We start from the raw sequence: 24,131 nt of genomic DNA on the forward strand, positions 1-24,131 counted from the left end.
GTTAGGTGTTTCGCATCACGACTCGTATACTGATTTTCTGCTCTATAAAACACACAATTAGGTGACACTTCATGACACCAGAAGACGAACAACAACGCGCGCGGCAAGGTATCTTGCTAGCGATTGGTGCGTATACCATGTGGGGCATTGCGCCGATGTACTTTAAGTCCATCGCACAAGTATCTCCTTTGGAAATTCTAAGCCACCGAGTGATATGGTCTTTCTTTTTGCTTGCTGCACTCCTCCATTTTGGCCGTCACTGGCGCTCGGCTTACCACATCGCGAAAGACAAAACGAAAATCGCTTACCTGATCGCAAGTTCCATGCTAATTGGCGGCAATTGGTTGATTTTCATTTGGGCGGTAAACTCGAATCATATGCTCGACGCCAGCTTAGGTTATTACATTAACCCACTGATCAACGTCTTACTTGGGATGGTATTTTTGGGAGAGAGACTGCGTAAATTACAGTGGTTCGCGGTTGTATTGGCAGGTTGTGGCGTACTCGTTCAACTGATTGTATTTGGCTCCGTACCTGTTGTTGCGATGGCGTTAGCAATGAGCTTCGGCTTTTATGGCTTATTAAGAAAGAAAGTCAGTGTCGATGCAAAAACTGGCTTGTTTATCGAGACATTACTTCTGCTGCCGGTGGCCGCTGTTTATTTGCTTTTTATTGCCGATACACCAACCTCAAATATGTTTACGAATCCACTTACGTTAAATAGTTTGTTGATCGCAGCTGGGGTTATAACAACCCTGCCACTGCTGTGCTTTACGGGTGCAGCAACAAGACTCAAATTATCGACTTTGGGCTTTTTCCAATATATAGGCCCAAGCTTAATGTTTTTACTTGCAGTATTGATGTATGGCGAACCCTTTACCATGGATAAAGCGATCACTTTCGTCTTTATTTGGGGAGCACTAGTCGTGTTTAGCTTTGATGGATTACGTAATAACCGTCGCTCACGCCGAATCGTTCAGCCACAGTGATCGTTTTTTACAAGACAAGTTAGAAATTGCCAGATAAGCTTGGTCATAATGTGACCAAGCTTTTTTTGTTTAATGGAACATATTCAGTACTACGCAACCGACCATGACAACTTGAGTCTAATAGAGGCGAAATACCAGAAATTTGCTTTTCAAAGGCATTACCATCTGGATTTTCATCTCGGCCTGATCACGCATGGTGCGCAGAAGTTCCAATACCAAGGTAACAGCCACCAAGTTGGTCACGGGCAAATTGTGATTATGCCGCCGGATGAGCTGCACGACGGGCAATCTAAGCTCGAAAGTGGCTACGAAGTGAATGTGTTTGCGATCGAACCTCACCTATTGAGCGATCTAGCCGATCTTAAGAAAAACGGTCAAATAATACACTTCAACGAACTGATCATCTCGGATCCACAGATATTTTCACAACTTAGTAACTTACACGGACTACTTCGTCGTGAAAACCTCAGCCAACTCACCAAAGATTGCCTTCCTTTTGAAGGATTTAACCAGCTTTTTGAACGCTACGGATCGCTTGAGCGACAAAAAGTCGTGCCGCTAGGAAACCAATCGCTTGGGACGTTAAAAGATTATCTAATGGCGAACCTTGACCAAGCAGTGCGTTTGGATTCACTTTCAGAGCTGTGCCAACTGAGCCCAACTCAGTTCCAGCGCCACTTTAAAGCGCAAACTGGCATGACGCCTTATGCATGGTTCGCACGCCTGCGCCTTGAACAAGGCATGAAGTTACTGCAAGCTGGTCAATGTGGTACCGACGTCGCTCATCAAATCGGTTTCTACGATCAAGCGCATTTCAGCAAAGCGTTTAAACAGACCTACGGCGTTTCCCCTTCTCAAGTGGCTCGTTAATTTCATTTACCGAGAAAGCTGTCAGTTTTTTACAAGCGCCACAGGTGACTTACCACGACAATAGCCGCATTGGTTAAATTTGAGATGTGTTATGAATGAATCCACCATATTGCTGACACTCGCCAGCATTCACTTTATTGCCCTAATGAGTCCAGGTCCCGACTTTGCGCTGGTCGTACAAAACGCGACGCGTCATGGTCGTCAAACGGGCTTGTACATTGCGTTGGGATTGTCTGTCGGTATTTTGCTGCACTCTTTGTTCAGCCTGACAGGTGTGAGTTTTGTCGTCCACCAGCACCCAGTGTTGTACTCGGTGGTGCAACTGCTTGGTGGTAGTTACCTGCTCTATTTAGGTATTGGTGCATTGCGCGCAGTGATCTCGATGATCAAAAACCCACAGGCGGATCAACCTAAGAAGCCAAACAACTTTGTGATCAGCAATAAGCGTCAGGCATTTGCGAAAGGATTTGCGACCAACATCCTTAACCCGAAAGCCTTGGTGTTCTTTATCAGTTTGATGTCGAGCTTAGTCCCTGCAGGTATGTCGATCACTGGCAAAGGTATTGCTTTGATCATCCTGTTTGGCTTGTCGCTATTCTGGTTCTCTAGCCTTGCATGGATGCTGTCGACACAGCGCTTACAACGTAAATTGCAACAAGCAGGCATCTATATCGACGGTCTGTGTGGCGTGGTATTTACTCTCGTGGGCGGCAGTATTTTGTACCAAACCATCAGCACTTTTATCGGATAAAGTACTGATTTAAAAGCGTAGCACAATCGACATTTCTAAGATTGCTGACTCGACGTGACTCTTCATGACTGCCAAGCTGAAAGCACAAAACTGGCAACATGGAGAGTCATCATGCATTGGACGTTCAACCGACTCGTGACCACGGGTCTTTTTCTTACTTCCCCACTCGTCTTATCTACCTCAGCCTTTGCTAACCAAGCAGCAGATGCGGTTGCACCGGAGCACAGTACTGGCTTCGAGCAAAAGCAATTGGTCAAAGCCAAAGATTATATGGTCACCGCAGCCAACCCACTAGCCACCCAAGCTGGGGCAGACGTTCTTGCTCAAGGTGGTAATGCTATTGATGCCATGGTTGCCGTACAACTGATGCTGGGCTTGGTAGAACCGCAATCTTCAGGCATTGGTGGTGGCGCCTTCTTAGTGTATTGGGACAGTGAGAAACAAAAACTGACTACATATGATGGACGCGAAACCGCACCGCTCGCCGCGACGCCGAAACTCTTCCTAGATGACAAAGGACAACCACTGCAATTTTACGATGCGGTTGTCGGTGGGCGTTCCGTCGCCACTCCTGGCACAGTGAAACTACTGTGGGACACGCACCAGAAATACGGCAAGTTAGAATGGAAGAAAATCATCCAACCTGTAATTACCTTGGCTGAGCAAGGTTTCGAAGTGAGTCCTCGCCTCGCGAGCCTGATTGAAAAAGATGCCAATCGCCTATCACGCTTCCCTGCGACTAAAGCTTACTTCTTTAATCCAGATGGCTCACCAAAAGCCGAAGGCACATTGTTGAAGAACCCTGAATACGCGCAAACTCTGACGGCAATTGCAGAGCAAGGGGCAAAAGCTTTTTATCAAGGCGATATCGCCACAGACATCATCAAGACAGTACAGAATGCACCGGGCAATCCTGGCGTATTGGCACAACCTGACTTTGACGCGTTCCAAATCAAGCAACGTGAACCGGTTTGTGCGGCTTACCAAAGCTATGACATCTGCGGTATGGGACCACCAAGCTCTGGCGCATTGACGGTTGGACAGATTCTTGCGATCACCGAACAATACGATCTGAAAGGATGGGGAGCCGAAAGCGCAAAATCATGGCAAGTGATCGCCGATGCATCTCGTCTTGCGTTCGCGGATCGCGGTAAATACATGGCTGACCAAGATTATGTGCCAATGCCAACCGAAGGCTTGCTTGATAAAGATTATCTCAAACAACGTGCTGAGCTTATCCAAGTCGGTAAAGCCTTGAGTAAGGTTGACGCCGGCAATCCTCCTTGGTCGCACGCGATGAACTTAAGCATGGACCAATCGATCGAGCAGCCTTCCACCAGCCATTTCAATATCGTCGATAAGCAAGGCAATGTAGTTTCAATGACAACAACCATTGAAAATGCTTTTGGCTCACGCTTGATGGTGCGTGGCTTCTTGCTCAATAACGAACTGACCGATTTCTCTTTCCGCACGCATCAAGATGGTGTGCCAATCGCGAACCGCTTAGAACCGGGAAAACGCCCACGCTCCTCCATGGCACCGACCATTATGATGAAGGATGACAAACCTTACATGGCAATTGGCTCACCGGGTGGCAGCCGCATTATTGGTTACGTCGCACAAGCCATTATCGCCCACACGCAATGGGATATGGACATCCAGAGCGCGATTAATCAGCCACGATTGCTGAACCGTTTTGGCACCTTAGATATTGAGCAAGGTACCGCCGCAGAGGGCTTACAGCCTGCTCTGGAGAAGATGGGTTTTAAAACCGATGTTCGGGATTTGAACTCTGGTCTGCATGCGATACGCATAACAAAAGACGGTCTTGAAGGCGCTGCGGATCCAAGACGTGAAGGTGCCGCTATCGGGCAGTAAGAGTCTTTCGCTCGACCCCTTGTGCGAGATCTCTCACAAAGGGTTGAGCAAACCTCTCTTTTTTAATGGTAAAACCGTACAGCAAAGCGCATAAGCCATTGAATTTAATACTCATGTATCTTTTTTGAACGCTAAGAGAGTAAAAAAATGTGAGATTAGCCCGTTGTTGGAAATCGTTAAACACGTAATATTAAACCTGTCGGAAGGATGCTGACACGGAACAGGAAACACCACGGACTTGGTGAACTTCAGGAAGAAGAAACGGTTATTCAGGACGAATAGTCGGGCATGGATTGCAAAATTGGACATTGAACGGAATCAATAGTGACTAGGATGGTTGCTACTAAGGACGGGAAATGGACACCTCTGGACGAGGCAAGGATTTGAACATCAGGATGATGTCAGGGACACCGCTCAGGGAACAAGTGATGAGAGCTAACGAGGATAGTTAGCAGACCAGGATAAGGTCACTAAGGACACCGCTAGGAAGGCGACGTAAGGATTAAGCTGACGGATTCAGCACACTATCATGGATTAGATGCATGGAGCACTCTTAGTAGCTGGATTGCTGCGAGTAAGACTATAACCCCGATGGGCGCAAGCCCTCGGGGTTTTTCTTTGCCTAAAGTTTTTCTCAGTAGATCTGCTGAAAACAGGCATTCACCCACAACGCCCACCTTTCACTTCAAACGGCATCGTTAAGTCGCGCTTTTGTACTCCATTTATCATTCCATTTTTTATGCCAATCACAGTAGATAAGTGATCAGAAATAGCGTAGGAAAAATGCTTGAAAACAAGGCGCAATTTTTCGATAAGTAGTTATTCTACAATCAGAAATTGCAACGAAGTTATCGAGTATTTTAACAAGCTAGAATGAACAGTTATTTACTACGATTGGTATTACTGCTTTATCGACACCAAAACCGCACAAACAAAAAGAGCCGCCGAAGCAGCTCTTGAGTTGATTAGTTTTGGGGAAGCCTTACAGTTTCTCTAGTCGAGCGTAAGCAGTCACCAACCATTTGATGCCCTCACCGTTAAAGGCAATCTGTACACGGCTCTGTGGACCACTGCCTTCGAAGTTGATGATGGTGCCTTCACCAAACTTTGGATGCATCACACGAGAACCTAGTGTAAAGCCGGTTTCATTAAAGCTCTCTTTCACAACAGTTTGGCTAAATCGACCACTGCTTGCAGGACGGCTAACTTGCGCCTTCATTCGTACTTCATCCAAGCATGTTTCTGGCAGCTCACGAATAAAACGAGACGGCTTATGGTACTTATCCTGACCGTACAAACGGCGCATTTCAGCATAAGTGATGTACAGTTTCTGCATCGCACGGGTCATGCCTACGTAACACAGACGGCGTTCTTCTTCTAAGCGCCCTGCTTCTTCTGCCGACATTTGGCTTGGGAACATGCCTTCTTCCACACCGACCATAAACACCAATGGGAACTCTAGACCTTTCGCACTGTGTAATGTCATGAGCTGAACCGCATCTTCAAATTCGTCCGCTTGTCCTTCGCCCGCTTCTAGTGCTGCGTGGGTTAGGAATGCCGTCAGCAGTGACATGTCTTCGGCTTCTTCTGGTTTCTCGAATTGGCGAGTTGCGGTCACCAATTCCTCCAAGTTCTCAATACGTGCCTTAGACTTTTCGCCCTTCTCTTGCTCGTACATCGCGAACAAGCCCGAGTATTTAATTACATGGTCAGTTTGGTGATGCAGCGGCATCTCTAAGGTGTCGTCTTCTAGCGCGGTGACAAGCTCGATAAAACGGCTCAGAGCACCAGCAGCGCGACCAGCAAGCACCTTCTCGTCTAACATTGCCACACTCGCTTCCCACATGGTGCAACCACGATCACGAGCCGCAAAACGGATGGTTTCAAGCGTCTTATCGCCCAAACCACGCGTTGGCGTATTCACCACACGTTCAAACGCCGCATCATCGTTACGGTTGGCAATCAGACGCATGTAGCTCAAGGCATCTTTGATTTCCTGACGTTCGAAGAATCGCATGCCGCCATAGATACGATAAGGCAGACCGGCTTGAATTAACGCTTCTTCCAGAACACGCGACTGGGCGTTGTTACGGTAAAGCATCGCAGCGTCATTCAGAGCACCGCCCTTGTCTTGCCACTCTTTGATTTTGTTCACCGCAAAACGGGCTTCATCTAATTCGTTGTAAGCGCTGTAAACCGAGATAGGCTCACCGACCACGCCATCCGTCCACAACTCTTTACCCATACGCTCGGTGTTATTCGCAATCAGGGTGTTAGATGCTTCCAGAATGGTCTTAGTGGAACGGTAGTTTTGCTCAAGACGAATGGTATTCACGCTTGGGAATTCGAGCGTAAACTTCTCAATGTTCTCGACTTTTGCACCACGCCAACCATAAATCGACTGGTCGTCATCACCTACGATCATCACGTGACACTCAGGACCCGCCATCATACGTAGCCAAGCATATTGAATGTTGTTGGTATCTTGGAACTCATCGACCAAGATGTGCTTAAAGCGTGCTTGGTAGTGTTCACGAACGAACTTGTTATCACGCAGTAGCTCATGTGCGCGCAGCAAGATTTCCGCAAAATCGACTAAACCAGCACGATCACACGCTTCTTGGTAAGCGGTGTACAACTGCAGATATGTCTTGGTTACTGGATCATGGTACGCATCAATGTGCGACGGGCGCAGACCTTCGTCTTTCTTGCCGTTAATCCACCATGCCACTTGGCGTGCTGGCCATTGCTTCTCATCGAGGTTTTGCGCTTTGATCAAACGCTTTAGCAGACGCTGTTGGTCGTCACTGTCGATGATTTGGAAATCTTCCGGTAGCTTCGCATCAAGATAGTGTGCACGCAGAATACGGTGACAAATGCCGTGGAAAGTACCATTCCACATACCGCCTGCACTGCCCATCATTAGCTCTTCGATACGTCCACGCATCTCTGCCGCCGCCTTATTGGTAAAGGTTACCGACATAATTGAAAACGGAGAAGCTTGCTCGACCGACATCAGCCAAGCGATACGGTGAACAAGAACGCGTGTCTTACCACTTCCTGCGCCAGCAAGAACGAGCAAGTTTTCTAGAGGTGCTGCAACGGCTTCACGTTGTTTATCGTTCAAACCGTCGAGTAATAGAGATGGATCCATCATGATGAGAGCTACTGGTTATTTATACATAAAAACCGATTATAACCTAAACAACCGGGTGCTGTTTAGACAAAACTTGATAAAAAAATCGATGTTTTTTTACCCAACACATCAATTAGTTATACCTATTTAACCCTACAAACCCATTTGCTTCAGAAATTTTTCTGAAAGTTTTTTAGCCAGTTTCCTATCTTTTAAGTTAAGCAAGTTGATAACAAAAACGCCAAAACAGGCGATTCATCTTGCCAACTTAAAGTAAAGGAAATCATTCAGAGGAATTTATTATGAAAAAGTCGAATCTAGCTGTTACTGCTGCTGTTACTGGTCTTCTAGCTCTTGGTGGCACAATGCTAACTGCAGCTCCAGCTGTCGCTGCTGAAAAAGAAAAGTGCTATGGCGTTTCTAAAGCAGGTAAAAACGACTGTGCAACAAAAAGCAGCTCATGCGCTGGTACTTCTAAAGAAGATAACCAAAAAGACGCATTCGTAGTCGTACCAAAAGGTCTTTGTGACAAACTCGCTGGCGGTAGCACTTCTTCTTCATAATCTTTTATCGCTAGCTATTGTGAGGATGCGTTGACGCTCAACCAACGCAAAGCCAAGACGCATCCTTCTCTTCCCGCACGATTTGAAAAGGAGTTTCACGTGAAACACCACACCTTCCACGACCTTGTTGGAGTTGGATTAAGAACCCCTCACCTCGATTACTTTAGCCAATCCCAGCCTGAGTTGTCTTGGTTAGAAATCCACAGTGAAAACTATTTCCAACCCAATGCAACAGAGCGCCATCAGCTACAAACGCTTCGCGAGCAATATCAAATTAGCTGCCACGGTATTGGTTTGTCGCTAGGTTCGGTGGAACGTGTTAGTCAAAAGCATCTTGCGCAACTTAAATCACTGATTGACTCAATCGACCCAATTCTTGTTTCTGACCATTTAAGTTGGAGTGAAAACGGCGGTCACTACTTTAATGACCTGCTTCCACTTCCGTATACGGAAGAAGCGCTCAACGTGTTCACTCGTAACGTGAATGAAGTGCAGGAATATTTGCAACGCGAGATCTTGATAGAGAACCCATCTAGTTATGTGAAGTTTCAACATTCGACCATCAGCGAATGGGAGTTTCTTACCGAAGTGCAAAAGCGCACTGACTGTCGTTTATTGCTCGATTTAAACAATGTTTATGTTTCAGCGTTCAACCACGGTTTTGATTGCGACACATACCTAGATGCGATTCCAGCCGACAAAGTGGATGAGATTCACTTGGCAGGTTTTACCATTAAACAACTCGACAAAGGTGAGATATGGATTGATACCCATAGCCGCCCAGTTAGCGATGAAGTTTGGCAGTTGTTTTCACAGTGGACAAAAAAACACGGTCCACGTCATACGTTGATTGAATGGGATTTGGATATCCCCGCGCCAGAAGTCTTGCTCGAAGAAGCGCAGAAAGCATCGCAACTGCTGTTGCAAGGCACACTTCCAAGTGAACAAAGCGAACCAAGGAAGGCATCATGAATCTAGCCACCTTACAAAGCCAGTTTGCTAAAGCCCTGCACTATCAAGCGCTCGGTGAAGACTGCGATATTGCCAGTGATACGTTTACCGCTGATGAACGCATACAAATTTACCGCAATAACTTTATCGTCAGCTTAAGCGAAGTGTTGTCCGCGACCTACCCGATGGTTGAAGCGCTGCTTGGTGAAGAATGCTTTGAACAGATAGCTCGCCAGCATGTTCTTTCTTACCCATTAGAAGAAGGAAATGTGGTGCATTATGGCGAAGGCTTTCAAGACACCATCATGCAGTTTAGTCAGGTGATCGCACAAGCACCTTACAGCCCTGAAGTCGCACGCTTCGAGTGGCATATCGACCTAGCTCGTCAAGCACAGTATGAACAGTCCAATGCAGCAGAATTAAAACCGCTTGCGTTACTTGGCGAAGTGAGTGAAGAGCAACAACCCGCTTTAGTCTTACACCTTAAAAAGGGCTGCCGCAGCTTTGACTCCAACTACGCAGTATTCGATCTATTTAGCGCGATTCAAACTGGGCAATTCGAACAACTTAATATCAACCAATTACAGCAAGGTGTCATATCGATTCAAGCCAATGGAGAAGCCTTGTGTCACGCACTCGATGCCGATGTGTTCCAACTGCTGCAATGTTTAGAGCAGAAGCAGAGTTTGAGCGAAATACCTGAAGTTTTACTCGCTCATCTCAATCGCATCATGGCACTCGATATTGTTGACGGCTTTACATTGCAATCAATCTAAGGAGCACTCTATGACGGATACGGTTAAAAACTTAGTGAATCGGTACGATGATTTAATCAGTGCCTTACAAGCAGGCTTTGTCCCTTTACTACTTCTCTTTTGTCGCTTTTGGGTTGCTTGGGTGTTCTTCAATTCAGGACTAATCAAAATCTCGTCTTGGGATAGCACGTTGTACTTATTTGAGCTGGAATACCAAGTGCCAATCTTGCCATGGGAATTGGCGGCTTATTTAGGTACGGCTGCGGAGTTGGTTCTACCGGTGTTCTTGGCACTAGGATTGATTACCCGCCCGATGGCAGCAATGCTGTTTGTGTTCAACATCATCGCAGTGATCTCTTACCCACTGTTGTGGGAGAAAGGTTTTTATGATCACCAACTTTGGGGATTGATGATTCTTATCGTAATCGTATGGGGGCCAGGACCGCTGTCTTTGGACCACATCCTGAAAAAGAAAATGACGAGCTAAAAAAATCCCCGCATCATGCGGGGATTTTTTATTATTTATTCAAGTAAGCCAGTAGCTCTTCTGCTGAGATACCTTGCTGAGCGAGGTCTTTTGCCATCTGCTCGACTTGTTCATCTTTGCGTGACTCAATCACTTGCTGAAATTGGTACACGATATCACGCAAAATTGGCAGAGGTACTTGTTTAGCCGCACTACGAATACGCTCGGAGCTTTGATTACCCAGCTCATTAAGCAACTTGCCAAACATCACCTTTTCTGGTGAATCTTCCATTTGCTCTAGAATACGAGCCATTTCATACGTGGTTAACGACATTACTTTTTGAGTTCCGTTATGGTGTCAGGAAAAGTCTGAGTGACAAATATACACGCCTTACTTACATTGGAAAATACTAAATTACACTGATTTACGCTTTCGCAAAGCTCGAGTGCCAGTTCTTCCCTGCTTTTGTAAACAGAACGACCAACGCAGGTAATAGGACCCACATATGAATTGCGATCAAGGTTTGTGGATCCAGAGATAAGCGTTGCAGTGTACCCACCAACAAACCAGAGCCACTCATTTGGAACAATCCAAGCAGTGCAGCTGCCGTGCCCGCCTTATCACCAAACGGTTCTAACGCTTTCCCTGCCGCTGCACCCAGAATGAATGCAAAACCTACAGAAGACATGAAGATAGGTAGCATGAAAGAAAGCGCGGTATTCTGACCATTCATCACTAGCATGATCACACCTGCGAGACCCAGAGTTGAGATCCCGGTGACCAAGGTGTTGTGAGTTCCAACGCGCTCCATAAACTTAGGCGCCAGCATACATGCCGCAATGTTTATCACCGCATTTACACCAAACCAGAAAGTGAATTCATTCATCGACAGCCCCATCCCCGTCATCAATACCGACGGTGCTGAGGTAACGTAAGCAAGAATAACCGCCATCGCCATCAAGCATAATGACGCATGGAAAACAAAAGATGGTGTGCTAAGCACTGCCCAATACCGACTAAGCTTAAACACCGCTTGCTTTTCTGTTGACGGGTTAGTCTCTTTCATCATGAAAAACATCAATGATCCAGACACCACAGCAAAACCCGCCATAAAGCTAAAGTTAGCACGCCAGTCAAATTGCTGAGTTAACCAGCTACCTAGAATTGGAGCTAAAGCCGGAATGAAACAAATCGCACCGTTAAGGTAGCTGATCATTTTGCCGCTTTTTTCCGGGCCAAAGATATCGCGAACTGTTGCAAAGGCTGCTACCGATGTCGCACACGCACCTAAGCCTTGTAGCAGTCGGGAAACCAACATCCACTCAATATTATGAGCACTCCACGCCAATAAAGCGCTCATCGCGTAAATGGTGATACCGCCCAATGCAACAGTTCGACGTCCGAGTTTATCTGCTAAGGGACCTGCGAATAGCTGACCAACACCCATAGCAAATAAGAACCAAGTGATCGTGTCTTGTGCTAGCGCATTATCGACCTGAAAAGTGGAAGCAATAAGAGGTAAAGCAGGTAGATAAATATCAATCGCTAAAGGACTGAAAAGAACCAAAAGGGTCAATAACGCCATCTGTTTTTTACTATTAGAAAACTGGCTAGACACACAACACTCCGAATTGGATAAAGAACTTTGGGTAAAGCTTAATCATCTGATGATATGAATGGAAATGATGTATAATCATGAGCATTATTCCTTAGAGGAAATTCACTGTGAATGTCGAAAAACTGGCTCGTATCGATTTAAATCTATTGGTCTGCTTTAAAGTGCTGATTGAAGAGTTAAACGTTACTCGTGCGGCCCACCGATTGTGCTTAAGCCAATCTGCCGTAAGTAAATCACTGGCTAAACTGCGCATTCAATTTGATGACCCTCTTTTCACTCGAAACTCACATGGATTAACACCTACGCCGCGCGCATTGTTTCTTAAACCGAAACTGGATCTGTTGATAAATCAGTTAGAAGTGCTGACTCAACCCGAAGAGTTTTATCCGCAAAGCAGTGAATACCGTTTTCAAATAGCAGCGGTAGAGAGTGTCTACCCTCTCATTCTACCCCATTTCTTACCGGCGATTTTTCAACAAGCACCTGGCGTGACAATTAGCACACACCCGTGGTCGGATAATACATTTAAAATGCTTCAACGCGGCGAACTGGATTTAGGCTTAACTGGAAAAGATATCGATATAAACGATGCCAAGCTGACTCTTCAACCACCCGATGACATTTGCGAGTTGGAAATTTATCGTGATTACCAAATGTGCATTATTCGCAAAAACCACCCTGCGCTAAAACAACCTTGGAATCTGGAAGCCTATCTCGCCCTACGCCATGTACAAGTACGTTGTGATGGCAACGACCGTTGGTTGCTGGATTATCGCCTTGCAGATATTGGCGCCGACCGCGATATTGCCGTCACCGTGCCCGACTTTAACAGTGCCGCAAGTTTATGTTCATACACCGACTTTATCTTTACTGCGCCAAGTCATTTTGTGCAACTTGCGGCCAAACAGCTTGATTTGGTCGTGCTGCCACTACCGTTAGAATTCCCACCTATGGCTTACACTTTATTCTGGCACCGAGATAGAGAAAACGACCCTGCATTAGGCTGGCTACGTACGATGATCACACAAAAAACCGATCACCTTAGATAAAAACACCGCACTCAATTTGCGCTTAGCGGCTAAAATGAGTAGCTTAACTGTCGTAGTCCTTTTTGGCTCATCTATGGCCTAGTTGTACTCCGACTCTATTGAAGTGATTGCGAGCCTCAATGGAATCGTAAACTGCATGAAGCAGATGGAAACAGCTCCCACACCTGAGCATGAAGGAGCGGTAATTTGAAGGAATAACACAGATGCACAACGATACCCAAAGCCGCGTGAATGCAATTCGCGAATGGCTAGCACAACATAATATTGATGCCCTACTTGTCCCACATGAAGACGAGTACTTGGGCGAATACGTACCAGCGCACAACGAGCGTTTACATTGGCTAACTGGCTTTACTGGTTCTGCTGGTGCTGCGGTAATCACCAAAGACAAAGCCGCTATCTTTGTTGATGGTCGCTACACAGTACAAGTAATAAAGCAGGTTCCTGCTGATCTATTCGAATACCGTCACTTGATTGAAGAGCCTGCACTAGATTGGATTAAAGACCATCTTGCAAATGGCGCGTCTGTGGCAATCGACCCTCGCATGCACAACGCTGCTTGGCTAGACATGGCACAAGCAAAACTTGCTGGCGCACTTGAGCTTAAGATTCTCGATAGCAACCCAATTGATGAACTGTGGCACGACCGCCCTGCTCCTGTGGTTTCTGATGTTCGCCTAATGGCAACAGAAGCAGTTGGTCAGTCAAGTGAAAGCAAACGCCAAGAAATCGCAGAGCTCGTGAAAAAAGCCGGTGCAGACAGCGCAGTGATCACAGCACTTGATTCTATCTGTTGGTTGCTCAACGTTCGTGGTCTAGATGTCTCACGTCTACCAGTTCTGCTTTCTCACGCGATTCTGCACTCAGACTCAAGCGTAGAATACTTCCTAGATCCTGCTCGCCTACCTGCTGAGTTTGACACTCATGTTGGTGCCGGCGTGACGGTTCATCACCCAGAAGCATTGCAAGCACGACTAGAAAACCTAACTGGCAAGAATGTACTGGTTGACCCTGCGACAAGTAACGCGTGGTTTAAGCTGGTTCTACAAAACGCTGGCGCATCTGTGGTGAGTAAAGCTGATCCATGCCTAATGCCAAAAGCAGCAAAGAACGCAGTTGAAATCGCAGGCATGAAAGCATGTCATATCCGCGATGGCGTAGCGATGAGTAAGTTCCTGTCTTGGTTAGATGCTGAAGTCGTTGCGGGTAACCTGCATGATGAAGCGACGCTGGCAGACAAACTGGAAGCGTTCCGTAGCGAAGACCCGACACTTATGGATCTTAGCTTTGATACCATTTCAGCGGCAGGCGGCAACGCGGCCATGTGTCACTACAATCACGAAAACCAACCTGAACCTGGTAAGTTAGAACTGAACACACTTTACCTAGTGGATTCAGGCGGTCAGTACCTAGATGGCACGACAGACATCACGCGTACCATTGCGATCGGTCAGCCTTCACAAGAGATGATTAAACAGTTCACTCTTGCGCTAAAAGGTCACATCGGTGTTGCTCGTGCACGTTTCCCGAAAGGCACACGTGGTTACCAAATCGATACGCTAGCTCGTCAGCACCTATGGGCGGAAGGCTACGATTACGATCATGGTACTGGTCACGGTGTTGGTCACTTCCTAAGTGTTCATGAAGGTCCGGCGAGCATTTCTAAGAAGCAAATCGACGTGCCTCTAACAGAAGGTATGGTGCTATCCAACGAGCCAGGCTACTACCGTGCAGATGCGTTTGGTATCCGTATTGAGAACCTAGAGCTTGTTGTTGAAACCCCAACTAACGGTGACTTCCCTGTTCTATCATTTGAGTCGCTAACGCGCTGTCCAATCGACAAGCGCAATATCAACGTTGATATGCTAACTCGTCCAGAACTTGCTTGGCTGAATGATTACCATCAGAAGGTATGGGATGAGATCAGCCCGCTAGTTGAAAGTGATGTGAAAGAGTGGCTTCGTCAAGCAACGCTACCAGTAGCACACAGCTAGAAGCTAGAAGCTAGAAGCTAGAAAAAATTTGAGGGTTGATGTTTTGCATCAACCCTCTTTTTTTGCCTATGTTTCACGTGAAACATAACGATGACCAGAGGCTTTCTTTGCTACTTAACCAGAATACGCCGAGTGCCAATCTCGCCATACTGGGTCAAAACCTTTGGCTCGAATCATATTTTCCACAGAACCCGCGCTTCGTTCGTCACTGATCTCAAACTGCTCGAGTTCAACATCATCCATCGCATAACCACCCGGCTGAGTTTTCGATGCAGCAGACATACTGGTGATGCCTAACGGTAATGCATTGTCTCTGAACTTCGGTGATTCACGAGTCGATAATGACAACTCCACTTCTGGATTCAACAAGCGATAAGCGCAAATCAACTGCACAAGCTGTTTATCCGTCATGACTGATTTTGGTTGGAGCGCGCCCTCACAAGGACGTAAACGTGGGAAAGAAATTGAGTAACGAGTCTGCCAATATGTGCGCTCAAGATAGTCCAAGTGCGCTGCAACATAAAAGCAATCGGTACGCCACTCTTCCAATCCTATCAAAGCACCAATACCGATCTTATCGATGCCTGCTTTTGCAAGACGATCGGGTGTATCCAATCGGTATTCGAAATCCATTTTATTACCTCGCAAATGGTGCTCGGCGTAAGTCGAAGGATGATACGTTTCTTGATAGACCATCACCGCATCCAAACCCAATGTCTTGAGCTCTGCGTATTCGTCTTGATCTAGCGGCTGCACTTCCATCGCCAAATAGTTAAAGCGCTTCTTAATCATCGGCACCATTTCGCGGAAGTATTTCATGCCCACTTTGGTTTCGTGTTCGCCAGTCACCAGCAATACGCTATCAAACTTCATGCGTTTAATGGCTTCGACTTCTGCAGCCACTTCGTCCCTATTCAAAGTACGACGCTTGATTCTGTTCTCCATAGAGAAGCCACAATAAGTACAAGCATTGGCGCACAAGTTAGAAAGGTACAGTGGAATATAAAGCGACATGGTATTACCAAAACGCTTGCGAGTGGCCGAGTATGACAGTTGTGCCATCTGCTCTAAGTACGCTTCAGCCGCTGGTGAAATTAGCGCTTTAAAGTCTTCCAAATCACGCTTGGGTTTATTCAATGCTCGCTCGACATCTTGTGCCGTTTTCGCGTAGATCGACATCGAAATGTCATCCCAATTCAGCTGCTTAAATTGTTCAACGAAGCTCATGTTTTCCTCGCTTAATAGCTAAACCAATCTAGGACTAAAGCTCATCTAGGAATGACGTCAGTGGACTCGACGCAACCGCATGAGAAACCTTACCAGCAAGTCCGGCTTCATAAGCCATACGCCCCGACTCTACCGCCAACTTAAATGCCTTCGCCATCGCAACGGGATCGCTCGAAGCTGCAATCGCAGTATTGACGAGCACGGCATCCGCTCCCATTTCCATCGCACGCGCGGCATGTGAAGGTGCGCCAATACCCGCATCGACAACGACAGGAACATTAGCTTGGTCGATAATGATTTCTAGGAAATCGTGAGAAACTATCCCTTTGTTAGAACCGATCGGCGCACCTAATGGCATGACCGCAGCACAGCCAACTTCTTCCAATCGTTTACACAGAACCGGGTCAGCATGACAATAAGGAAGGACAATGAAACCCTCACGAACCAGTTGGTCAGCGGCTGTTAGTGTCTCAATTGGATCGGGCATCAAGTACTTCGGGTCTGGATGAATTTCTAGTTTTAACCAGTTAGTACCCAACGCTTCTCTCGCCAATTGTGCTGCAAACACAGCATCTTTAGCATTCTTTGCACCTGAGGTGTTCGGCAATAAGTTCACACCCGCTTGTACTAACGGCAGCAAAATATCGTCTTGTTGGTCGTTCACATCCACACGCTTCAACGCCATGGTCGCAAGTTGAGAACCCGATACTTGAATCGCTTCTGCCATTAATCGGCTGTTGGCAAACTTCCCTGTTCCCGTGAACAGTCTTGATTCGAATTGTTTATCACCAATTTTAAGCATCGACTTTAACCCCCTGCGATCGCTTGAAACAAAGAGATGCTATCTCCCTGTGAAAGAACTGTGCTAGCCCACTCACTGCGCGGCACAACATTGTTATTAATTGCAAAAACACAGCCCATTTCAGGCAGCGCAAATTGACTAATGATTTGCTGTAGATTTGACTCACTGGCAACTTGATGTGACTGGTCATTGATGACAATAGTGATCACATCTAAGTCAGCAGCTGTCATTTGTGTTGTTTGTTGTTCTGATAACGTCATTGCTTCCAACTCTCTTAATTCTGCCCATTACTCGTAAACTAAATCTGAGCACACACTTGGCACTGTTTATCTTTACTTATCGCCATGGTTTGCCATTGCAGCTTCAATCCATCGAACAGGTGTAACTTGGCAGTCTCGACATGAAACTTTCCCGTCGCCAGTTTTTGAATTGCCGCTATCGCTTGGTAGTTGCCAAGTGTACCCACCACCGGACCGACGACACCGCTCTCACTGCACTTTTGCGTTTGCGGTAATTCGTCGAACGGATACAAACAGCGGTAACAGGCTTTACTCTGCGCTTCTTGTTCACTTGGTGTTTGGTAATCAAAGACAGCGAATTGGCCTTGCCAACCAATTGCCGCCGCCGAGATGAGCGGCGTATTTTGCTCGAAACAAACTTGGTTAATGAGCTGGCGCGTTGGCATGTTATCGGTGCAGTCGAGCACCACATCCGCTAGCATCACCTCAAGCTGCAGCTGTGCTTTGTCTAATCGCTTATTAAGAGCGCGAATTTGAACCATAGAATTAAGGTCAGTCAGTTGCTTTACAGTCGCTTTTGTTTTCGCAACTTGGAGGTCTTGTTCGCGATAAATGATCTGACGTTGTAGGTTACTGCTATCAACTTCATCGTCATCGACCACAACCAATTTACCAACTCCCGCTGATGCCAAGTACAAACTCGCTGCGCTCCCTAAACCACCACAACCGATGATCAGCACATGCGATTTGTTCAAACGCTCTTGCCCAATTTCGGCAATTTCAGGCAGAGCGACTTGGCGCTGATAGCGAAGAAACTGCTTATCCGTGAGCATGCTCGCCTCTCTTGTTATGCGCCAATTCACTATTCTGATCAGTAAACGTTAGCTGTCTTTCCTTCATCAGTTGTGCGAAGAACTCGATGACGGACTGAGGTGATTCTGCCAACGTAATAGCACGCACAACTGCCAAACTAGAAACACCTGTTTGCCAAACTTGGTCTGCATTAGATTGGTCAATACCACCAATCGCGACCGTCGGAAAGCCAAGCACATGGTCACTAACTGCTTTGTCTTTTGAAGGACGGAAAGTAGCCTCTGTATTTGTATAAGGAATGCTATCAATCAGCTTTTGATACAGAGTCAAGCGCACCAAGCCTTGTGGTTTCGATGGCATCTGTTTTGTGGTGGTTGGAAAAATATGCCCTAGCGCGATGTAGCTAGGATGAATTTGTACGATGCGTAGTAGCTCATAATAACCATGGGTAGAAAGACCAAGACGAATGCCGGCTTTAGTTAGCTGAGCCAAATTCGATTCTTCTATGTCTTCTTGTCCTAGGTGAACGCCATAAGCGCCATGCTTGATTGCCAACTGCCAATAGTCATTGATGAACACTTGTGCTTGATACTGACGACCTAGCTCAATTGCTCGAATGATCTGTTGTTCTAAATCGGCTTGTTGTGGGTTCTTGATTCGCAGTTGAATAGTATTGATGCCTAGTGGCAGTAGACGCTCAATCCAAGCAACATCATCAACAACTGGATAGAGCCCCAGACTTTGCTTAGTTAGAGTTGGAAAGCTAACGCTCTCGCCTTGTGCAGACCAACCAACTTGAATACCTAGTCGGTTATCCTCCAGTACAGGTGTGGGGAAATTATCAAATTGGTCAGCCCACTGAGTAGTTCGTCCCTCGTCAAGGTTGTCATGCAATAGTGTTTCACGTGAAACATTCGCTTGTTGAGTTAGCATTCCTCGAGCAAGTGTTAACGCATCTTCGATAGGAAAATCGAGTACTGTCAGCGTTACTATCCAAGCAAGGTGATGTTCGGGATCTAGCATTGCGTTGAATTTGGACTTAACGGAAAGCGCTCTCACTTCGTTGTTAATGGGGTGACGCCAGATATCAAGCTGAAGCACTTTCTCCTTTTCATCGGATACCTGCGTATCAGCAATGCCAATATAAATCGCTTTCGACGGTTGCTTAGCACACGCTTCTACCGATAAAGCAGAGCGGTAATAGAGCACAAATGAAGTCTCATGCTCAGAGTCATAACCATCAGTAAGATCTGTCGTTATGCGTGTGGTCTGTTGGTCGCGAACAAGCTGAATAGATTGAGTTGGGCTCACACCCAACTCAATGTCTTCGATACTAAAACCCTGTTCTTTCGCCAACAACAAACATTGTTGAACTAAACCTGTTAGTTCAATCAATGATGACGGAATAAGGATTTTGCTCATTAGTCACTTACCTCGGCATGTGCTGCTGGGTGGTATAGCTCGGAGCCTGTATCTCTAAATTCTTGCGATTTCTGACGCATCCCCTCAAGAGGATCATCCAGCATTTTGATCGATATAGCTTGGTCCGCAGCAACTTGCTCTGTGTCTTTCGCATACTCTCGTACCTCTTGCGAGATCTTCATCGAGCAGAACTTTGGTCCACACATCGAACAGAAGTGAGCAACTTTGCCGGACTCTTGAGGCAAGGTTTCATCATGGAAAGCACGAGCAGTATCTGGGTCGAGCGACAAGTTAAATTGGTCTTCCCAACGGAACTCGAAGCGAGCTTTAGAAAGCGCATTATCACGAACTTGTGCACCAGGATGTCCCTTCGCCAAATCAGCGGCGTGCGCAGCAAGCTTGTAAGTGATCATGCCTACTTTCACGTCTTCTTTGTTTGGTAAACCAAGATGCTCTTTAGGAGTTACGTAGCAAAGCATTGCACAACCATACCAACCAATCATGGCAGCGCCGATGCCTGAAGTAATATGGTCGTAACCGGGTGCGACGTCTGTCGTCAATGGACCAAGGGTATAGAAAGGAGCCTCATGACAGTGCTCTAACTGCTCTTCCATGTTCTCTTTGATCATATGCATTGGAACATGACCAGGGCCTTCAATAATCACCTGTACGTCGTATTCCCACGCAACCTTGGTCAATTCGCCAAGAGTACGAAGCTCTGCAAATTGCGCTTCATCGTTAGCATCAGCAACCGAGCCAGGACGCAGACCATCACCAAGAGATAGTGCGACATCGTACTTAGCACAGATTTCACAGATCTCTCGGAAATGGGTGTATAAGAAGCTTTCTTGGTGGTGCGCTAAACACCATTTCGCGATGATAGAACCACCACGAGAGACGATACCAGTCACACGTTTTGCTGTCATTGGAACATAACGAAGTAGTAAACCGGCATGGATAGTGAAGTAGTCAACGCCCTGCTCTGCTTGCTCGATCAGAGTATCGCGCATCACTTCCCAGTTAAGGTTTTCAGCAACACCATTCACTTTCTCAAGTGCTTGGTACATTGGTACGGTACCGATCGGAACCGGACTGTTACGTAGAATCCACTCGCGAGTTTCGTGGATGTTACGTCCAGTAGAGAGATCCATAACGGTATCTCCACCCCAACGTGTCGCCCAAACGAGCTTCTCTACTTCTTCCTCAATCGAAGAAGTGACCGATGAGTTACCGATGTTGGCGTTCACTTTGACCAAAAAGTTACGTCCAATGATCATTGGTTCGGATTCTGGGTGGTTAATATTGGAAGGGATAATAGCGCGACCTTCGGCGACTTCTTTACGCACGAATTCGGCGGTAATATCTTTTGGTAGGTTCGCTCCGAAGCTTTGACCCGGATGCTGTTGATTCAGCACTTCATCGCGATACTTGGCACGCCCCATGTTTTCACGCAGCGCGATATATTCCATTTCTGGGGTAATAATACCTTTGCGAGCATAGTGCAATTGGGTCACACAATGGCCATCTTTGGCACGTCGAATACGTGGTAGATTACCGTAACGAAGATCGTCTAGTGTTTCGTCTTCTAAGCGTTCTTTGGTGTACACCGAGCTTACTTCATCAAGTAGCTCAGTATCGGCACGCTCTTCAATCCACCCTTCTCTCAGCTTAGGTAAGCCGCTATAGAGGTCTATGGTGTGCTCTGGATCTGTGTATACACCCGAGGTATCGTAAACGCGTACTGGCTCATTAGGTTCGAAAATAGGCGCTTCTTTTGTGCCTCCAATAAGGCTATCAGCGAGTGATATTTCACGCATTGGCACACGAATATCTGGACGTGAACCTTCTACGTAGACTTTGCTTGAATTGGGGTACGGTTGTACCGAGAGTGTATCAATGAACTGTTTTGCTTCCAGTCTCGCTTGTTTGCGACTCGACATAGCATTTTTCCTTGCTTTGTTATACTAGATAAAAAGTAATTGGATAAAAATGCTTGGCGGATAGATGCGACAAGAGGAGTCAAATTAAGGCTAGTTAAAGCTTACGATATTTGCCTGTAACAACATTCGACTTTTGATAGATCAACCAGAAAGAGCTCCGGTGTGAATATCTTCTCTTGTTCCCTTCGCAGATTCTAATCTGATCAGGTTCAACGGATCCCGAATTAACGGTCTCAGCCTTATGGCACTCCGACAAGTGATGTCAGTATATAAAAACGGCTTGGTGAAACCAAGCCGACCTGTTCAATTTTTAACTACTTTGCTAGCTGCGCATCAATAATTGAAAGCCTATCCACGCAGCTGAAATACTTAACACTACATTCAACAATACGTTCAACCCCATCTTAAAGAAAGCGCCCTGCTGCATAAGCAACACATTATCCATCGAGAAGGTGGAAAACGTCGTTAGTGCCCCTAAAAAACCCAAGCCAATCACTTGTCGCCAAGGTTCCGTTGCCAAAAGTTCATTATCGAAAGCTGCTATCAATAAGCCCATCATAAATGAGCCAACAACGTTAACGGTTAACGTACCATATGGAAAACCACGCCCCAATAAAATGACACAAAGTTCAGAAATTAAGTAACGAGAACATGCACCAAATGCACCACCCAATGCAATAAAACCCAAAACGGATAGTTGCCCCATAATTCCCCCAGAAAAGTTAATGGCGACATTGTAATCAAATTTACGGCAATAGTGATTATACAATCTTAGAATTCAGCAAAGTATAGCGCTTAAAACTTATCAAGATTTTAAAAGTTACAGGAGTCACTTTACTTCAATGTAACCCATCAAACCCGTCTTCATATGTTCAATTACATGACAATGGTACATCCAACGCCCTGGGTTATCTGCAACAAATGCCGCTTTCGCACTGCCGTTTTTTCCAAGTAAGACCGTATCGGTATGAAACGGTTCGTCGAGTTTTTTACCATCTAACTCAAGAACCTTAAATGTGTGTCCATGAAGATGAATAGGATGATGATATTGGGTGACGTTCTTTAGGTTGAAGATATAGGTTTTTCCCATCTCCAATGTTGAAAGCGGCGCTGGAATATTATCTTTGCTCATTCCCTCCCAAGCCCGTTTGTTCATCAGCCAGAACTTAGGTATCGCTTTGCCCGATTTATCAGCAGGAGTGATCGCCCCCTCCCACTCAAACACATAATCGATTTGCTCTGCATTTTTCAAATCGAGAGCTGGCACAGGGTTGAGAGGTAATAAAGGCAGTTTCTGGTTGCTCGGCAAGTCAGACTCAACAACGTCAAACTCGCACAAAGGGAATGGGAAGCGTCCTTTCATTTGACGCACATAAACACGTGTTCCAGCCTTCGGAGCAATCAATCCGATATCTAACCTCATTCCCGGACCAATTTTGTGCTGAGTGAGCTTATAAGGCGCTTTAACAGGATTACCATCAATAGCAATAACCCAAGCCTCTGCACCTTCAATAGCGATCGGGTAAGTAATGGTATTATCGACATTAGCAATTCTTAATCGCGTAGTGGCATTCTGCTTCAGCGTATAAACAGGTTCATGCACGCCATTGACGCTACTCCACTCTCCGGGAGTCCCCATACGAGCGCTCAAGCGCGGCACCATAAGGTTCTTCCACTGACCTAGTTTGTCTAAATGCCAATGCTTGAGGACGACTTCATGCTCTTCATCAAACTGAACCGGCTCTGCCTCTTCAACGACAATTAGCCCGACTAAGCCCATACCAAGCTGCTTCACACTATTCATATGTGGGTGATACCAAAATGTACCCGCATCTGGTGGTGTAAATTCATAAACGAATGTTTCACCTGGCATGATAGGCTGCTGGCTCAAGAAAGGGACACCATCCATTTCAATAGGAATTCGCAAGCCATGCCAGTGGATTGTAGTCGGCTCTGAAAGCTTGTTAGTAAACCGAATTATAACTTTCTCGCCTTGGCGACAATGAATCGTAGGCGCTGGAATCGAACCATTAAATGCGAGTACGTCTGTGTTAAACCCAGGGATCAATTCTGCAGTAGAAGGCTCTGCAGTGATATCGTATATATATTGCCCCTGCTTATTCGTGCTCCTAGATAGAGAACATGTAGGTAGAACGGTAAGCGCGGAGATTGCTAAGGATGATTGAAGAAAGCGTCGACGAGATATATCCATACATAGTTACTCATTAATCCAGATCGGTTGAGTGTAACTAAATATAAATAGTGATTCCCCTTTATTATCAAAATTTCGGGCCACTGATCATTACAGCTAACTGTAGTTTCGTTCGTTCAGTAGATTAAATGCTGCCAAAGTACAGCAGAAAGCCATACTTACGGGATAAGAGTAGAAATAAGCTGTAATAATGAGAAGAAACCAGATACAAAAAAGGCTCTGACCTAAGTCAGAGCCTGATATGTGGCAGGGGTGGAGAGATTCGAACTCCCAACACGCGGATTTGGAATCCGCTGCTCTGCCAATTGGAGCTACACCCCTATAGAATTTTCATATTCTAGATTTGACAAAACCTCGCATAAGCGAGGTTGTCGATATTAAGTGGCGGAGTGGACGGGACTCGAACCCGCGACCCCCGGCGTGACAGGCCGGTATTCTAACCAACTGAACTACCA

21 protein-coding genes, 1 tRNA gene and 1 riboswitch are annotated in these 24,131 nt (G+C 46.2%); of the genes, 10 read left to right on the forward strand and 12 right to left on the reverse strand.

The window, feature by feature from the left end:
• The first annotated feature begins 71 nt into the window (after positions 1-71).
• The 4 genes from rarD (at position 72) to ggt (ending at position 4,488) form a co-directional block, all read left to right on the forward strand.
• Entirely contained in the window at positions 72-989 is a 918-nt protein-coding gene (rarD, locus tag R7M72_RS22990) for an EamA family transporter RarD (RefSeq protein WP_047102542.1), read from the forward strand.
• Between the two features lie 72 nt (positions 990-1,061).
• The gene (locus R7M72_RS22995; protein WP_238855097.1) at positions 1,062-1,859 is read left to right on the forward strand and encodes an AraC family transcriptional regulator; all 798 of its coding nucleotides are present in this window, start codon (positions 1,062-1,064) and stop codon (positions 1,857-1,859) included.
• A gap of 91 nt (positions 1,860-1,950) precedes the next feature.
• Complete coding sequence (locus R7M72_RS23000; RefSeq protein WP_258475690.1) at positions 1,951-2,610, forward strand: LysE family translocator; 660 nt, start codon at positions 1,951-1,953, stop codon at positions 2,608-2,610.
• Positions 2,611-2,721: 111 nt separating this feature from the next.
• A complete protein-coding gene (ggt, locus tag R7M72_RS23005; protein ID WP_318056333.1) occupies positions 2,722-4,488 on the forward strand; it encodes a gamma-glutamyltransferase in 1,767 nt (588 codons plus the stop codon).
• Positions 4,489-5,470: 982 nt separating this feature from the next.
• Here the strand turns inward: ggt and uvrD are convergent.
• Positions 5,471-7,645, reverse strand: coding sequence for a DNA helicase II (uvrD, locus tag R7M72_RS23010; RefSeq protein ID WP_318056334.1), 2,175 nt, complete (start codon positions 7,643-7,645; stop codon positions 5,471-5,473).
• 281 nt (positions 7,646-7,926) lie between these two features.
• Between uvrD and R7M72_RS23015 the strand changes: the two genes are divergently transcribed.
• The 4 genes from R7M72_RS23015 (at position 7,927) to R7M72_RS23030 (ending at position 10,380) form a co-directional block, all read left to right on the forward strand.
• Positions 7,927-8,187 (forward strand): DUF2282 domain-containing protein, encoded by a 261-nt coding sequence (locus tag R7M72_RS23015; protein ID WP_005378779.1) that lies wholly within the window; start codon positions 7,927-7,929, stop codon positions 8,185-8,187.
• A gap of 99 nt (positions 8,188-8,286) precedes the next feature.
• On the forward strand, positions 8,287-9,159 hold the full coding sequence (locus R7M72_RS23020) for a DUF692 domain-containing protein (protein ID WP_054579631.1): 873 nt from the start codon (positions 8,287-8,289) through the stop codon (positions 9,157-9,159).
• Entirely contained in the window at positions 9,156-9,914 is a 759-nt protein-coding gene (locus R7M72_RS23025) for a DNA-binding domain-containing protein (protein WP_054579630.1), read from the forward strand. The genes R7M72_RS23020 and R7M72_RS23025 overlap by 4 nt, the downstream gene beginning before the upstream one ends.
• 10 nt (positions 9,915-9,924) lie before the next feature.
• A complete protein-coding gene (locus R7M72_RS23030; RefSeq protein WP_033907322.1) occupies positions 9,925-10,380 on the forward strand; it encodes a DoxX family protein in 456 nt (151 codons plus the stop codon).
• A gap of 31 nt (positions 10,381-10,411) precedes the next feature.
• Here R7M72_RS23030 and R7M72_RS23035 read toward each other — a convergent pair whose 3' ends face one another.
• Both R7M72_RS23035 and R7M72_RS23040 read right to left on the reverse strand, forming a co-directional pair.
• Positions 10,412-10,693 carry a hypothetical protein gene (locus R7M72_RS23035; protein ID WP_005378786.1) on the reverse strand — a complete coding sequence of 94 codons (282 nt, stop codon included), beginning with the start codon at positions 10,691-10,693 and terminating at the stop codon, positions 10,412-10,414.
• Between the two features lie 91 nt (positions 10,694-10,784).
• A complete protein-coding gene (locus R7M72_RS23040) occupies positions 10,785-11,978 on the reverse strand; it encodes a multidrug effflux MFS transporter (RefSeq protein WP_318056335.1) in 1,194 nt (397 codons plus the stop codon).
• A 107-nt stretch (positions 11,979-12,085) separates the two neighbouring features.
• Here R7M72_RS23040 and R7M72_RS23045 point away from each other — a divergent pair, with 107 nt between their 5' ends.
• Together R7M72_RS23045 and R7M72_RS23050 are read left to right on the forward strand one after the other, a co-directional pair.
• Positions 12,086-13,027 (forward strand): LysR family transcriptional regulator, encoded by a 942-nt coding sequence (locus tag R7M72_RS23045; RefSeq protein ID WP_318056336.1) that lies wholly within the window; start codon positions 12,086-12,088, stop codon positions 13,025-13,027.
• 203 nt (positions 13,028-13,230) lie between these two features.
• Positions 13,231-15,021: an aminopeptidase P family protein gene (locus R7M72_RS23050; RefSeq protein WP_318056337.1), complete on the forward strand. Its 1,791-nt coding sequence runs from the start codon at positions 13,231-13,233 to the stop codon at positions 15,019-15,021.
• 114 nt (positions 15,022-15,135) lie between these two features.
• Here the strand turns inward: R7M72_RS23050 and thiH are convergent, their stop codons facing one another.
• The 9 genes from thiH to R7M72_RS23095 all read right to left on the reverse strand — a co-directional run bounded on the left by thiH (position 15,136) and on the right by R7M72_RS23095 (position 23,997).
• A complete protein-coding gene (thiH, locus tag R7M72_RS23055) occupies positions 15,136-16,248 on the reverse strand; it encodes a 2-iminoacetate synthase ThiH (RefSeq protein WP_252041353.1) in 1,113 nt (370 codons plus the stop codon).
• 34 nt (positions 16,249-16,282) lie between these two features.
• On the reverse strand, positions 16,283-17,050 hold the full coding sequence (locus R7M72_RS23060; protein WP_318056338.1) for a thiazole synthase: 768 nt from the start codon (positions 17,048-17,050) through the stop codon (positions 16,283-16,285).
• Between the two features lie 5 nt (positions 17,051-17,055).
• Entirely contained in the window at positions 17,056-17,310 is a 255-nt protein-coding gene (gene thiS, locus R7M72_RS23065; protein ID WP_005378804.1) for a sulfur carrier protein ThiS, read from the reverse strand.
• 38 nt (positions 17,311-17,348) lie between these two features.
• Positions 17,349-18,122, reverse strand: coding sequence for a HesA/MoeB/ThiF family protein (locus R7M72_RS23070; protein WP_213971133.1), 774 nt, complete (start codon positions 18,120-18,122; stop codon positions 17,349-17,351).
• Positions 18,109-19,524, reverse strand: a complete 1,416-nt coding sequence (locus R7M72_RS23075; RefSeq protein WP_318056339.1) for a thiamine phosphate synthase — start codon at positions 19,522-19,524, stop codon at positions 18,109-18,111. The genes R7M72_RS23070 and R7M72_RS23075 overlap by 14 nt, the downstream gene beginning before the upstream one ends.
• Entirely contained in the window at positions 19,524-21,464 is a 1,941-nt protein-coding gene (gene thiC / locus R7M72_RS23080; RefSeq protein WP_225462360.1) for a phosphomethylpyrimidine synthase ThiC, read from the reverse strand. Before thiC ends, R7M72_RS23075 begins: the two co-directional genes overlap by 1 nt.
• Before the next feature lie 163 nt (positions 21,465-21,627).
• Positions 21,628-21,726: riboswitch (TPP riboswitch) on the reverse strand.
• A 60-nt stretch (positions 21,727-21,786) separates the two neighbouring features.
• Positions 21,787-22,170, reverse strand: a complete 384-nt coding sequence (gene crcB, locus R7M72_RS23085; RefSeq protein WP_005378811.1) for a fluoride efflux transporter CrcB — start codon at positions 22,168-22,170, stop codon at positions 21,787-21,789.
• A 123-nt stretch (positions 22,171-22,293) separates the two neighbouring features.
• Positions 22,294-23,676: a multicopper oxidase family protein gene (locus tag R7M72_RS23090; RefSeq protein WP_005386248.1), complete on the reverse strand. Its 1,383-nt coding sequence runs from the start codon at positions 23,674-23,676 to the stop codon at positions 22,294-22,296.
• Between the two features lie 244 nt (positions 23,677-23,920).
• Positions 23,921-23,997, reverse strand: a tRNA-Trp gene (locus R7M72_RS23095).
• Positions 23,998-24,131: the final 134 nt, after the last annotated feature.

The organism is Vibrio sp. YT-18, assembly GCF_033337345.1.
Lineage (GTDB): Bacteria > Pseudomonadota > Gammaproteobacteria > Enterobacterales > Vibrionaceae > Vibrio > Vibrio alginolyticus.